This is a genomic window from Methanofollis tationis, assembly GCF_013377755.1.
GTDB classification, from domain to species: Archaea; Halobacteriota; Methanomicrobia; order Methanomicrobiales; family Methanofollaceae; genus Methanofollis; species Methanofollis tationis.
In genome coordinates this window covers 97,204-111,412 of record NZ_JABXWR010000001.1, presented here as the reverse complement: position 1 = coordinate 111,412, position 14,209 = coordinate 97,204, and the positions used below count along the sequence as shown (strand labels likewise).

The window sequence follows — 14,209 nt, the reverse complement described above, 5'->3', positions numbered from 1 at the left end:
GTCTGTTTGTTATGGTAGCAAAAAATTCCTTTTACAGGATCCTAAAATCTAAAAAAAGTGTTTTTGAGACGTCAAAAATTTCGGATTTGTTTTCTCATGTTGATAAAGAAAGAGTCGATAGGATTGCTGAATCTGTATCTGTATATATTCGGGACAATTTGCCAAAAGCCTTTGATAAGAGAGAAAATTTAGCAGACTATCGTACAAATCCTTATGTCTTATTGACATCCGCGAGCGTCTTGGATCTTGATGACCCGGCCAGATTTGCGGACTTTATATTTAATAGCAAGTTTTACATGGCCCTTGAGACCTCATTTGGTAAATCTATTGAATCAGCATTTGTTGGGCAATATCCAATTAACTCAACAACACATTGGGAAGAACCCTTGGAGAAAATTGCAGAGTTTAAAGGGCTTGAAGGGTTTACTCGCGAGGAAAAAGCTCAGAAACGAGTGGGATCGGTTTGGCGGGAGATCGACAAGTCTGTTGTAGTAGGTGACCATAGATATTTTGTTACCATAAAAAGTGGGCCTAATACTATCAATGACAGTCAAGTCCAAGCAATGACGGATGCTATAAGAAATAATTACAAAACTTGGATCAATGAGTCAAAAAGAAACAATAGATCTGTAAAATCGATTGATGTGGTTGTTGGCCTTACTTATGGGACTGACAAGACCACTAATAATAAAGAGAATCAGATCCTCGCAAAATTATTGGACAATGGTTTCGTTGAGGAAGACCGGGAACGATGTCCTGGTGTCTTGATAGATAGAGAAACTAGAACTGTTCGGGTATATCGGAAAATTGGGATAGAATATTGGGCCTTTATGGGGAGTCCTACTGATCCAAGCTCGGCACAACATGTATTTCTTGAAATATTGCTTGGGCTATCAAAGGCACTTTCAATAGGAATTGATAGAAAATCTGTTGAAGGAGGAGTTAATAAGAAGATCAGGGAACTTTCAATGGCTCTTTCAAAATTGCAGTTCCCTCAAAAAAGTTTACCAACTTGGATTAAAAATGATTTCAGTGAAGAGGAATTGTTTTTGCTTACAACTGCTATGACTGCTTTTTATGATGAAGGGATCTAACATCCCCCCGACATTCCCCGCCTGCCGCCTCTCGGCGGCTCCTCCCCCAGGGGCAGTGGTTGCGATTGAGGGATCTCACCCGGACGGCTGAGCGGCCGCATCGACAGCGACCTCATCAATCCTCAACTCCAGGCGATCCCCGCCAGCCACCTCGGACGGCGAGAGGGAGAGAGAAACAACAGAAACATCTCTAACCGCCTCCCCCGCCGGGATCGGGCCGAAGACCACGCGGTGAGAATAGATATTGACGCCGCCGCAATACACCCCGCTGCCGCCTCCGCCGGCGTGCAATATCCGTCAACGCATACGGTAGCGCCCCCGGCCTCCGCCGCCCCGGACCATGCGACGATGCCCGCGACCAGGGCGCAAAAGATTATCAGCGCCGCGAATACTCTGATCTCGTTTCGCATACGCTGATCAAATATATCGGGCATATTTAATCTTCCGATTTTATTCTTGAGGATTTTAAAATACTCTATCGTTCTGCTCGCCGTAGGGTGTGAGGGCGTGGATGCAATAATCACTGAGTGTTATTGGATCTTGATACACCTGGTCTGGTCTGGCCGGTTATGACGTCGCCCTGTTAGGGCAAAGATGCCTCCAGCCAGACCATAGGATGGGCGCAATCTTTCCCCCTATTCGATCGGATCTCTCCCCTCAATACACCCGCTTCTCCGGAATAACCCCCCGCACCCCGCCCCGCGGGTTCTCGATATCCCCCCGGTACCGGGGGATCAGGTGGATGTGCAGGTGCATCACCGTCTGGCCGGCGGCCTCCCCGACATTCACGCCGAGGTTGTAGCCGTCGGGGCTGAACTCGCGGTCGAGGTGGGCCTTCGCCTCCCTGACCAGGGCGAGCAGGGCCTCCTGCTCCTCGGCGGTGGCGTCGAAGAAGTCTGCAACATGCCTGAACGGGATGATCAGCAGGTGGCCGGGGTTCACCGGGTAGCGGTCGTATCTGGCATAGCAGAGGTCGTTTGCGAGCACGACCTCTGAGGGTTCGGGGGTGCAGAACGGACAGGTCATAGCGCCCATGCCTCGTAGCCCCGGATCTCAATTAAGTATGTGCATTTGTCGGCGAGGTGCTCGATCGCCAGGTCCTGCCAGTCGCTCCAGGGTGCACGGGGGCCGATGAGGGAGATCCTGATCTCCTCCTCGAACCGGCCGGGGAGGCGGTCATGGAGCAGATCCCAGCACCCGACGATCTCCTCCTTTCGCCTCTTCAGGAAATGGGGGTCGGGGATGCGGTCGCTCTTTTTTGTATTGACCGATCCGAGGGTGGGCAGGAGGTTCCAGAGGTCGTTGTTCCTCCAGATCGAGAAGGGGAGGAGGTGGTCGATGTGCATCTCCGATGCCGAAGGGATCGTCCGCCCCGACCAGACGCACCTGAGCCCGCCGCCCTCAAGGGCCGAGCGGTAGATCCCCCGTGCATCGGCGATCGCCCGTTCGGTCGTCGGCATCAGTACTTCGCTAATTTTAGAGACCCCAAATCCCCCTCTACCGCCCGAAGCCCGCCCAAAATCGAAAGATCTATATAGATTGCAGGCTTCCCCTCATGCCTTTACCTAAATCGAGGGTGACCTGCAGAAAGAGCAACATTCTGAAACCTAAAGACTGTTGCGCCCCTGTTGTTTCGGCACTGGATCAGCATCTAACCATTCCCATTCAGGGAAAACTCACTCAAACGGACTTGATTTCTTCTTTGGTCGGCATGGCTGTAATGAATCAGTCAGTTCACTCAATCACCCACATCCTGGATCGGGTACCGTGCGAAACGTCCGTTCGCTACCACCTCAAAAAACTCGATATGGCCGATTTGGAGCAGAATAACACCTCGATCCTCACCACCCATATGCACCACGTCCTCAAACCGGGGTACGCCTATCAGTTTGCGATTGACTTTACCAACGATCCGTACTACGGGTCAACCGATGAGGAGAACGAAGCCTATATCGTGCGAAGTAAGCGTAAAAAGTCAACAAATGAGTTTTATTCCTACATCACTCTGTATGTGACCACCAGGAACCGGCAGATGACGCTGGCCGTGTTCCCGGTGCGCCGGGATACCTCGAAGGTCGGATACATCGCGCAATGTCTCGATCGGATCACTGAACTCGGTCTTCGCATCGAAGTTCTCTGCCTGGATCGGGAGTTCTACACCCGGAAGGTGCTCGGGTTTCTGATGGACGTCCAGGTGCCGTTCATCGTTCCTGTCAGGAAACACGGGAAAAGGATGAAACAAGTCCTCCAGGGAACCCACTCCCGGTATGCTGAATATCGGATGCACGGAAAACCGGTGCTGGTCCTGAAGATTGCGATTGCCGTGAAGTATGCAAAAGGAAAACGGGGTAAGCGCGGCGTTGAGAATCTGGGTTACGTCGTGGGAAACCTCCGGTGGAATCCCCATCGGGTCCATCAGACCTATCGGTCCAGGTTCTCGATTGAATCGTCCTATCGGATGCGCAACCAGGTGAAACCCCGTACGAGCACAAAAAACCCGGTCATCCGGTATCTCTACGCCATAATATCGTTCCTCCTCAAGAATATCTGGATCGATCTACTCTGGAAGCACTTTTCCCCCGTGAAACAGGGACCACAAACCATTGAGGTGCGCGGCTTCCGGTTCAGCTCCTTCATGTGCATAATCTGGGAGGCGATCCGCACATCGATGAGGGGTGCCAGAGCCATTCCTGTGTTAAGGAATCCTGTTTAGGAAAGGGAGCGAGAAACGCCGTTGAATGAAATGAGAGGGAGGAAGGAATTAGAGAAGTACTGGTACCTCTCCTCACAATCGAACCGGCTCATCTACGACCTCTCGTTCATCTTCTCTTCCTCCGACACCGTAAACCTGGCAGAGTTCGGCTACAACGCTGAAGGGGTCTGGCTGCCCCAGGTGAACATTGCACTCTTCAGCGCCATGGACACCGGCCTTCCGGTGATGATCCGCGCCCTGCCGGGTTCGGTCAGGGATGTCTCGACTCTCGTTGGATCCCTCGCCGAGATCGCAGCACCAGGAGGGATCCTTGTCCTCGATCGTGGATTCGTCTCAGAGAAGAATGAAGCAGCCCTGATCAAGGCGAAGATCCCGTTCGTCCTCCCGCAACGCCGCAATAGCACCAGGTACGAGATCAGGATCCATCTCACCGACCACTTCTTCTACCACAAACGGCTGATCCATGCCGGTAAAAGGGAGATCGACGGACTGACACTCTATCTCTACGAGGATGCCGACCTGAAGGTCGAAGAGGAGAAGACCCTCTACCGCCTGCTGGAGGAGGGAGAGATCGATCGGGAAGCGCTGAACGTGAGGCTGAAGCGTGCGGGCCGGATCCTGATCCTCTCCTCGGTGAAGGCGGAGCCCCAGGAGATCTACCAGATGTATAAGTCGAGAAACCTGGTCGAGGACCATTTTGCTGCGTTCAAGAGTTTGATCCAGGCAGACAAGCTCTACCTCCGGGACGCAACGGCGGTGTTCGGCCATGTCTTTGTCGGGTTTCTCTGTCTCTATCTCTACTGCCGGATCCTGAACCGGATCAAGAGGGCGGGGATGACAGCGCACCTGTCACCGCAGGGGCTGCTGCTGAAACTCTCAAAGGTGTACGCGGTGGGAGCGGGGGAGGAGAGACGGATCACCGAGGTGCCGAAGGGGGTGCGGAAGATCGCGGAGAAACTGGAACTCGATATATTCCCTAATGCTTGAGGAGTTTGGGTTCAAGAACAACAGAGATGGGAAAGATGTTTTTGGAATTTATCTCTTTTAATGAAGAAAATAATAAATGAGACTATGGAGAAGAAAGACCCTATAAATTTCCTTTGGTGCTCATTTGGCTTTGAAAATAAGAACAGAGTTCTTTAATAGAATTAATTAGGGGAGCAGGATGGATTATTTATCATTTTTTTTAGTTTGCGTTCTCTTTGCTATTCTAGGATTTGGCACAACTATTCTCTGTGGATATAATATTTACAAAATCTACTCAGATATAGGGTCATTTATTCTCCTTATTCCCCTTATTTTATTATTATTTGTTAAACCTGAATCAATAGAGGAGAGTGTAGAGATTATTTCAAACGCGATTGAAATTTTTGTTGATGCTCTTCCAGAGATGTTCATCGGTGACATGGCAGGAACAGTTGCTGCTGCAATACTTAAAGAGATTTGGTGGTAATATGACAGTAAAAACCCAATTAACTCTCTATGGCCATATTTCGTGTGATTTCTCTGAGTCAAAACTAGAACAGATTTGCATACCAAAAGTTGGAGTCCAAACTGGCCCATTTGGGAGTCAGTTGCATAATGAAGATTATGTTGAATCAGGAACGCCGATAATAACAGTTGAACATTTAGGAGAGAATCGAATACTCCATGAAAATACGCCTTTTGTTTCTGATGAAGATAGAATTAGATTGAAAAAATATTCTCTGAAGTGCGGAGACATTGTTTTTAGCCGTGTAGGATCTGTGGATCGAAGGGCACTGGTCCGAAAAACAGAAGATGGATGGCTTTTTTCGGGCAGATGCCTTCGCGTCAGGGTGAATCGAGAAGTTATTGATCCCGTTTATTTGTCGTATTTTTTCGGTTTGGATTCGTTTAAAGAATACATCCGAAGTATTGCAGTTGGGGCCACAATGCCTTCATTGAATACCAAAATTCTCAGCGACATTCCGATATACTATCCCCCTCTCCCCGAACAACACGCCATCGCCCGCATCCTCTCCTCCCTCGACGACAAAATCGAACTGAACCGCAAAATAAACGCCACCCTCGAAGCGATGGCGCAGGCGCTCTTCACATCATGGTTCGTGGACTTCGACCCGGTGCGGGCGAAGGCCGAGGGGCGGGCGCCCGCTGGCATGGACGAGGAGACGGCGGCGCTGTTTCCTGATGGGTTTGAGGAGGTGGATGGACGGGAGGTGCCGGTTGGGTGGAGAGTTGCACCTCTTACTGAGGTCATCGAAGTTAACCCACGTGTTTCTCTGTCGAAAGGGGAGGTCGCTCCTTACCTTGATATGAAGAACATGCCCATGCAAGGGCATCGCGCTATCGAATGGGTGGACCGACCATTCGGATCTGGTGTCAAGTTCATGAATGGTGATACCCTTCTCGCTCGAATCACCCCATGCCTTGAAAACGGAAAAACTGCATATGTCGATTTCCTGAAGGACGATCAGGTAGGGTGGGGATCTACCGAATACATTGTATTCCGACCAAAGCCTCCTCTGCCAAAGGAATATGGCTACTGCCTTGCGAGATCGGAAGAACTCCGAACATATGCAATCCTGAATATGACTGGAACAAGTGGACGGCAGAGGGTCTCCGCTTCTTGTTTTGAGAACTATCTGGTTGTTGTTCCGTCCTCTGACATTGCAAAAAGTTTTGAGAGGATTGTAAAATCTATTATGGTGCTTATCAAGCAGAAGGACGAAGAATCCCGCACCCTCGCCGCCCTCCGCGACACCCTCCTCCCCAGACTCATCTCCGGGGAGGTCAGGGTGCCGGTTGACGAAGGAGAGAGAGCCACCATAGAACAGACACAGGCACGTCGATGGTGAACCTCAGAAGGGAAAGACGCCATCCCTCCCCCGACCCTTATTCTCCCCCCGTGAAATACTAACGAACTACTAATTTGTGTAAAATTAGTATTTTATCGATCGGGATCGAAATACTAATGAAATACTAAACTGTATCAAATTAGTATTTGGCAGGTCGACCCATGAAAAAACTCCCGGAAAAGCCACCCACAACGTGGGACGAAACCGCCCTCCGCACGATCAATACAGTCCAGCGCGACCCGGAGTTCAGACAGGCGGTGACCGAATACAACGCCCGCTACCTCTCCTGGGACGACCTCAGGTACCGCGTCCCCGACGCCGAGAAGCGGATGGCCACCTGGGCGACGATGAAGATACTCCGTACCATGCGCTACGAACCCGTCCCCTACCCGCCCCTCGACCTGAAATACTCGACCACACCCGAAATCTCGCGCAGCCTCCACATCTTCGACCAGTACCTCTCCGGCACGATCCAGATCCATAACAAGACCATCAGGCTCGAACAGTCCTACATCATCAACTCGCTCATGGAGGAGGCCATCGCTTCCAGCGTCCTCGAAGGGGCGGCGACCACCCACAGGGTCGCCAAAGAGATGCTCCGGAAGGGGAGAGAGCCACGGGATAAGTCCGAGCAGATGATCGTCAACAACTACCGGGCGATGCGCTACATCCGGGACCAGAAGGACACTCCCCTCACCCCGGAGTTCATCATCGACATCCACCTCTTTGTCACCGAGAACACCCTGGACGAGGGGGCCGTCGGGCGGTTCAGAGACAACGATGAGATTGTCGTCGCCGACCCGGTCACCGGCGTCGTCCACCACACACCCCCGGAGCACACCAGAATCTGGGAGATGATCGAAGAACTCTGCCGGTTTGCAAACGCCCCTGACGACGATGCCGGCACATTCATCCACCCCATCATAAAGGGGATCATCCTCCACTTCCTCATCGGCTACATCCACCCCTTCGAGGACGGCAACGGCAGGACCGCACGCAGCATCTTCTACTGGTACGTCCTCTCTCGGGGCTACTGGCTCTTCGAGTACATGCCCATCTCCCGGATCATCCTCCGGTCCAAGAAAGACTACGCCCTCGCCTACCTCCACACCGAATACGACGAGATGGACCTTACCTACTTCATCCAGTATCATATCCGGTGCATCGATGAGGCCCGGAGAGACCTGCTCGCCTACATCGAGAAAAAACAGAGCGAGCAGAACGCAACAAAAGCGATAATTAAAACTATCCAAAACATCAATCAAAGGCAGGCAGACATCCTGCGACAGATGATGGAGCACAGCGACGAGTATTTCACCATCAGAGAGGTCTCGGAGACCCACGGCGTCGTCTACCAGACGGCCAGGACCGACCTCCTCAGCCTCGCCGACCAGGGCTACATCAGAAAAGAAAAACGCGGCCGGGAGTTCATCTTCATCTTCAACGAAGGATGCGACCTCTGGGACGAGAAAAAGAAATAGGCGAACAAATGGGACACCACACCTTCACCGAAGACGAAGTCGAGACCGCGGCGCTCGCCTGGTTTGCAGAGATGGGCTACACCATCCTCCACGGCCCTGACATCGCCCCCGACGGAACAACCCCGGAGCGCGAAAACTACGACCAGCCCCTCCTCACCCGACGGTTGCAGGACGCCATCGCCAGGATCAACCCCGACCTCCCGCGCGAGGCCCTCGACGAGGCCTTCAGGAAACTCATCCGCACCGCCTCCCCCTCCCTCATCGAAACCAACCGCACCTTCCACCAGCACCTCACCGAAGGCGTCACCGTCGAATACCGCGGTCCAGACGGCCGCATCCGCAGCGCCCCGGTCCGGATCTTCGATCCTGCCACCCCTGAAAACAACGAATGGCTCGCCGTCAACCAGTACACCGTCACCGAGAACAACCGTAACCGTCGGCCCGACATCGTCATCTTCGTCAACGGCCTCCCCATCGCCGTGATCGAACTCAAAAACCCCGCCGACCCCGCCACTGACATCTGGACCGCCTACAACCAGCTCCAGACCTACATACAACAGATCCCCTCCCTCTTCGCCACCAACGAACTCCTCGTCATCTCCGACGGCGTCGAGGCCCGCACCGGATCGCTCACCGCCGGCAGAGAATACTTCATGCCCTGGCGCACGGTCGACGGCGACACCACCGCCCCCGAGGCCACCCCGGAACTCGACGTCCTCATCCACGGCCTCTTCCACCCCCACCGCCTCACCGAATACCTCCAGGACTTCATCCTCTTCCAGAACAGCGGCACCAGCCTCACCAAGATCAATGCCGGCTACCACCAGTTCTTCGCCGTCAAAGCCGCCATCGAAAGCACCATCCGCGCCGCATCAACGGGCGGCGACCAGAAAGGCGGCGTCATCTGGCACACCCAGGGCTCGGGCAAAAGTCTTACCATGGTATTCTACGCCCGCAAACTCGCCCTCGCCGCTGACCTGAAAAACCCGACCATCGTCGTCCTCACCGACCAGAACGACCTCGACGACCAGCTCTTCGACACCTTCGCCGAATGCCAGGACCACCTCAGGCAGGAACCCGTCCAGGCCGCAAGCCGGGCCAACCTCAGGGACCTCCTCCACGGCCGGCAGGCCGGCGGCATCGTCTTCTCCACCGTCCAGAAATTCTTCCCCACCAAAGAAGAAGCACACCACCCCCTCCTCTCCGACCGGCGCAACATCATCTTAATCGCCGACGAAGCCCACGAAAGCCAGTACGGCTTCACAGGCCATATCAACGAAAAGACCGGCCACATCAGATACGGCTTTGCCGCATACATCAGGCAGGCCCTCCCCAACGCCACCGCCATCGGCTTCACCGGCACCCCCATCTCCCTCAAGGACCGCGACACCCGGCAGGTCTTCGGCGACGACATCAGCACCTACGACGTCCTCCAGGCACAAAAAGACCACGTCACCGTCCCCATCTACTACGAAGGGCGGCACGTCAAACTCGACCTCCCCGACGAAGAAAAGCCAAAACTCGACGAAGAACTCGACGACATCGTCTCAGAAGAGGACGAAGACACCAGAGGCAAAATAAAATCCAAATGGGCCGCCCTCGAAGCCGTCGTCGGCACACCGCACCGGATCGAGACCATCGCCGCAGACATCGACCGCCACTTCGCACAACAGCAGGAAGTCCTCCCCGGCAAGGCCATGATCGTCTGCATGAGCCGCCGGATCTGTGTCGAGATGTACAACGCCCTCGTCCGCCTCCACCCCGAATGGGACAGCGACGACGACACCGCCGGCGCCATCAAGGTCATCATGTCCGGCACCCCCGGAGAGAGGCTGGACTGGCAGAAACACATCCGGACAAAACAGCAGATCCGGGGCCTGAGAAAACGGTTCAAAGACCCCGACGATCCCTTCACGATCGTCATCGTCCGTGACATGTGGAACACCGGCTTCAACGCCCCCTGCCTCACCACCATGTACGTCGACAAACCCATGCAGGGCCACGGCCTGATGCAGACCATCGCCCGCGTGGACCGCGTCTTCAAGGACAAACCAGGTGGCCTTGTGGTCGACTACATCGGTATCGCACCCAGGATGAAGACGGCCCTCGCCGAATACACCACAACGAAACACAAGGGCCTTACCGTCTACGAACTCGAAGAGGCCGTCGCCATGATGCTGGAGAAGCACCAGATCTGCTGCGACCTGATGCACGGCTTCAAATGGTCAGAATGGAAGAGCGGCGACCCGATGGGCCGGCTTGCCCTGATCACCGGCGGCATGAACCACATCCTCAAACAACCCGACGGCAAGGAAGACTTCCTGGACACCGTCATGCAACTCTCGGCGGCCTATGCCCTGGCCGTCACCGAAGAAGCAGCAGGGGAGATCAGGGACGACGTCACCTTCTTCCAGTCGGTCCGTGCCTCGATCCTCAAAAACACCGTCAGGAAAGGTAAACCTGCCGACGTCCTCGACCATGCCGTCAACCAGTTGATCTCAGGGGCCATCGCTCTCGACGGCCCGGTCGAGATCTTCAAGGCCGCCGGCCTGAGCAACCCCGACATCTCCATCCTCTCAGACGAGTTCCTTGCAGAAGTCAGAGGACTTCCGCAAAAAAACCTCGCCGTTGAACTCCTGCGGAAACTGATCAACGACGAGATCAAGACCAGGATGCGGAAAAACGTGGTCCAGTCCAGAAAATTCTCCGAGATGCTCGACCAGACAATCCTGAACTACGAGAACCGCTCGGTCGAGACGGCGGTCATTATCGAGCAGTTGATCGAGACCGCACGCCAGATCCGCGAGGAGGTCAAGCGGGGCGAGAAAATGGGCCTCTCAGAGGCCGAGATCGCCTTCTACGACGCTCTCGCAAACAACCAGAGCGCCCGTGAGGTGATGGCCGACGAGGACCTGCGGAAGATTGCCAGCGAACTGGTCGTCAAAGTGCAGGAGAATGTCACCATCGACTGGTCACGCAAAGAAAATGTCAGGGCACGGATGCGGAGGACAATCAAAAGGATTCTGAGGCAGTATAAATACCCGCCTGACAAACAGGAGGAGGCCACGCAGCTGGTGCTCATGCAGGCAGAGCAGGTGTGCCGGGAGATTTCAGGGGAGGCATAAGCCTCCTCTTATGACACTCTCACTTTTTTCTGTACACATTCACCCCGATCGTGATCTCCTCATGCCCCGGCACCGACACATTCCCTCAGTCGAGGCGATCGTGATCGACTTCCCGGTCTTCGACTGTACCGGCGCTCTCCCCCGCTCCCGGACACTCAGCACAGTTAGCCCATCCCCCCCTGAGCGCCTCCAGAACCACCAGTGCGAGGATCTCCTCCCTCAGGTAGCGCTCACAGGTGAAGGGAGGATCTTGTGTCCTCTCACATGCGCGGGCGAGGAAGAGGAAGAAGATACGGCTCCTGAACGTCTCGTCGCCCAGGCATTCGTGCAGCACCTTCTCGATTTTTCTGTCACCTTTCTTCAGGGACTCTCTCATCTTCTTGTGATCCGTCACCCATTCTTTTGCATGGGGAAGTTTTGCCTGGCACATACTGCAGAGGATTTCGAAATACCTCCCTCCGAAAGTACTATGAGGATTTCGAAATACCTCCCTCCGAAAGTACTATGTATTCTCGGATCGATCCTTTTTCAATGAGCACATTCTTCAATTTTGCAATTCGGGACGAATATGCCAAACTATCTGAACTCGGGAACACCCTGGGTGAAGTCTCCTCTTTGATCGACTGGGATGCCTTCCGCCCCCTCCTTTCTGATCTGTACACAAATGACGAGGGAAAAGGCGGCCGTCCGAACTATGATGTTGTCTTCATGATCAAACTTCTCGTTCTTCAGCAGTGGTATGGTCTTTCTGATCCGCAGCTCGAACGTGAAGCATATGATCGCCTTTCTTTCCGCCACTTTCTCGGGTACCCGACAAAAATCCCTGATAATTCGACGATCTGGCTCTTCCGCGAACGCCTGATCGCAACGGGAAAAGATACGGCCATCTGGGGGGAGTTGCAACGTCAGATCGACCAGAAAGGATTGACGATCCGGCGAGGCGTGATCCAGGACGCAAGTTTCATCACCTCAGATCCCGGTCATGCGCGTGCAGATACCCCTCGCGGAGACCAGGCAAAAACGCGGCGAAGCCGCGATGGCACCTGGACGAAGAAGGGTTCGAAATCGTATTTCGGATACAAACTCCATATTCTCCTGGACAAAGATCATCAACTCATCAGACGGATCACAACAACGACCGCTGCTCTCCACGACAGCCAGATCGACCTCTCAGAGAAGGGGGAGACGGTCTACCGGGACAAGGGATATTTCGGCGTGAAGCCCCGAGCATCCATGGACAAGACCATGCACCGCGCCGTCCGAAATCATCCGCTTTCCCTCAAGGAGAAACGCAGAAACAAGGCAATCAGCAGGACGCGATCCCTGGTGGAGCGACCCTTTGCCGTGATCAAAACGGAATTTCGTGCAGGTTATGTCCGGGTGACAACCTGCGCACGAGCGCATGTCAAATGTCTCTTCTCGTGTCTTTCATTCAACCTGAAACAACTGCTGACAATTGAACGACAGACTGCTTGAGCGGCAGCTATCTTTCGTGAGAGAAAAAGGAGGGATAATAAAGTGAATTGAGAGGTGTGACGTAAAAATCGCGGGAATTCAACGAGGAATCGGGGGGTGAAGACCGATCTTTTGAAAAATGAGGGGGTTGATCGAAGTCCTCTCCTGTTCAATAGGCCTCTGAAGGAATGCATGGACCTGTTCATCGAGGTCCTTTGCTATCCTGGATACTGAAGCAGGAGAGAGTTGTTCGATGCCAAAATGAGCAACAATCTCCTGGATCCGGCGGGTTGAGACTCCCTGAAGGTAGGATTCAAAGATAGCATTCTCAAGAGCCTTCTCAACCCGGGAATAGCGTCCAAATACCTGTGTTTCGAAGGGAAATTCTCGGAACTGCGGTTTCTGGAGGATCGTTTCTCCATATCGGGTTTTCAGAGATCGCTTCTTGTAGCCGTTTCGGTGAGCCTTCCGCGCATCGGTTCGTTCATACTGCTCGGCTCCCGCCTGGTGGAGGGCTTCGAGCAGCATCACCTGGTTGAGGAACCAGGTGATGAGGGTCTTCATGCCATTCTCATTATCGGAAAGATAATCTTCGATTAACGCTAAGGGATCCATGGCCCTGTTTCTCCTTTTTCCAAATCTAGGTTGGATTCAAGGCCAAATTATTTTTACAGAAAATTCGTTACACTATCGCGATGAGCGTTGGCGCGATCGTCTACTTCCTCTTCTCGCTCATCGCCATTATGGCCCTGATCAGGTTTGCGCGGACCGACAGCTTCGGTGAGGCATTCAACATCTCGGCGATTCTGGCCCACATCGGCAGGATCGGGTGGCTCAACTACATCCTTGCCCTGATCATCGTGTGGATCGTCCTTGTCGTTGCGGTTATGATCTTCCTCATTGCCATGGGCATCGTCTCGTTCATCCTTGCGCTGATCCCGCTCGTCGGCTGGCTTCTTGCCCTCATCCTGATCGCCGCCGTTGCGATCCTCATCGGCCCCTTCATCGGCGTCTTTGAGGCGCGGTATCTGACCCTCATCTACGAGAGTGCTGAGGCGTAAACCCTGCTTCCTTCTTTTTTTGGCTCTTCGCGTGAGTGTACGGGAATCAGGTTCTGCCTCTCTACCGGGGGGCCTGCAGCCCCCCGGACCCCCTGCCGAATGCGATTGAGGGGAGATGCGTGTGACTCCTCCTCTGGACATCGCCCCGGCCTTCCCGGTCCAATCGTATGCGGGGGTCAGAGGGCAAAAGCCCCCGGGCGGCAGCGTGGGGAAGGCGGTCGATCGGCATGCTGATACCGGGGGGCCTGCCGCCCCGCAGAACTGCGATTGGTGCGGGGATGGTGGTGATCCATTCGGACTCCTTGTGCTGCCTTCCCGGCCCAATCTGCTCCAATGGGGTGCAACCCCCGGGCAGAGGCGGGCGTTGTGTGAGCGTATGGGAGATCGGGTTGAGCATGTATGGAAATCCGGGGGAACTGCCCGCTCCTCTTCAAGAACCTTTT

Annotated in this window: 13 protein-coding genes and 1 pseudogene; 9 read left to right on the top strand and 5 right to left on the bottom strand. The window is 54.1% G+C overall.

Annotated features, from left to right (window positions below; all coding sequences use genetic code 11):
• Positions 1-11 precede the first annotated feature (11 nt).
• Positions 12-1,094, top strand: coding sequence for a PmeII family type II restriction endonuclease (locus tag HWN36_RS00460; RefSeq protein WP_176787376.1), 1,083 nt, complete (start codon positions 12-14; stop codon positions 1,092-1,094).
• Between the two features lie 75 nt (positions 1,095-1,169).
• Here the strand turns inward: HWN36_RS00460 and HWN36_RS00455 are convergent, their stop codons facing one another.
• The 3 genes from HWN36_RS00455 to HWN36_RS00445 all read right to left on the bottom strand — a co-directional run bounded on the left by HWN36_RS00455 (position 1,170) and on the right by HWN36_RS00445 (position 2,554).
• The gene (locus tag HWN36_RS00455) at positions 1,170-1,385 is read right to left on the bottom strand and encodes a hypothetical protein (protein ID WP_176787375.1); all 216 of its coding nucleotides are present in this window, start codon (positions 1,383-1,385) and stop codon (positions 1,170-1,172) included.
• A 366-nt stretch (positions 1,386-1,751) separates the two neighbouring features.
• A complete protein-coding gene (locus HWN36_RS00450; protein ID WP_218133164.1) occupies positions 1,752-2,120 on the bottom strand; it encodes an HIT family protein in 369 nt (122 codons plus the stop codon).
• Positions 2,117-2,554, bottom strand: a complete 438-nt coding sequence (locus tag HWN36_RS00445) for an HNH endonuclease domain-containing protein (protein ID WP_176787373.1) — start codon at positions 2,552-2,554, stop codon at positions 2,117-2,119. The genes HWN36_RS00450 and HWN36_RS00445 overlap by 4 nt, the downstream gene beginning before the upstream one ends.
• A gap of 95 nt (positions 2,555-2,649) precedes the next feature.
• Here HWN36_RS00445 and HWN36_RS00440 point away from each other — a divergent pair, with 95 nt between their 5' ends.
• From HWN36_RS00440 to HWN36_RS00415, 6 genes are all read left to right on the top strand, one after another.
• Positions 2,650-3,807, top strand: a complete 1,158-nt coding sequence (locus HWN36_RS00440; protein WP_176787372.1) for an ISH3 family transposase — start codon at positions 2,650-2,652, stop codon at positions 3,805-3,807.
• Positions 3,808-3,837: 30 nt separating this feature from the next.
• Complete coding sequence (locus HWN36_RS00435; RefSeq protein ID WP_246269914.1) at positions 3,838-4,794, top strand: transposase; 957 nt, start codon at positions 3,838-3,840, stop codon at positions 4,792-4,794.
• A 178-nt stretch (positions 4,795-4,972) separates the two neighbouring features.
• On the top strand, positions 4,973-5,260 hold the full coding sequence (locus HWN36_RS00430; protein ID WP_176787370.1) for a hypothetical protein: 288 nt from the start codon (positions 4,973-4,975) through the stop codon (positions 5,258-5,260).
• Between the two features lies 1 nt (position 5,261).
• A complete protein-coding gene (locus tag HWN36_RS00425) occupies positions 5,262-6,644 on the top strand; it encodes a restriction endonuclease subunit S (protein WP_176787369.1) in 1,383 nt (460 codons plus the stop codon).
• A gap of 161 nt (positions 6,645-6,805) precedes the next feature.
• Entirely contained in the window at positions 6,806-8,125 is a 1,320-nt protein-coding gene (locus HWN36_RS00420) for a Fic family protein (RefSeq protein ID WP_176787368.1), read from the top strand.
• Between the two features lie 8 nt (positions 8,126-8,133).
• The gene (locus HWN36_RS00415; protein ID WP_176787367.1) at positions 8,134-11,250 is read left to right on the top strand and encodes a type I restriction endonuclease subunit R; all 3,117 of its coding nucleotides are present in this window, start codon (positions 8,134-8,136) and stop codon (positions 11,248-11,250) included.
• A gap of 85 nt (positions 11,251-11,335) precedes the next feature.
• Here the strand turns inward: HWN36_RS00415 and HWN36_RS00410 are convergent, their stop codons facing one another.
• Positions 11,336-11,626 (bottom strand): hypothetical protein, encoded by a 291-nt coding sequence (locus tag HWN36_RS00410; RefSeq protein WP_176787366.1) that lies wholly within the window; start codon positions 11,624-11,626, stop codon positions 11,336-11,338.
• A gap of 155 nt (positions 11,627-11,781) precedes the next feature.
• Here HWN36_RS00410 and HWN36_RS00405 point away from each other — a divergent pair, with 155 nt between their 5' ends.
• Positions 11,782-12,726 carry an IS5 family transposase gene (locus HWN36_RS00405; protein WP_176787338.1) on the top strand — a complete coding sequence of 315 codons (945 nt, stop codon included), beginning with the start codon at positions 11,782-11,784 and terminating at the stop codon, positions 12,724-12,726.
• 141 nt (positions 12,727-12,867) lie between these two features.
• On the opposite strand, the pseudogene HWN36_RS00400 reads toward HWN36_RS00405, so the two are convergent.
• Positions 12,868-13,320 (bottom strand): annotated as a pseudogene (locus HWN36_RS00400) (transposase); the annotation flags it as partial.
• Positions 13,321-13,400: 80 nt separating this feature from the next.
• On the opposite strand from HWN36_RS00400, the gene HWN36_RS00395 reads away from it, so the two are divergent.
• Complete coding sequence (locus HWN36_RS00395; RefSeq protein WP_176787364.1) at positions 13,401-13,766, top strand: DUF4013 domain-containing protein; 366 nt, start codon at positions 13,401-13,403, stop codon at positions 13,764-13,766.
• Positions 13,767-14,209: the final 443 nt, after the last annotated feature.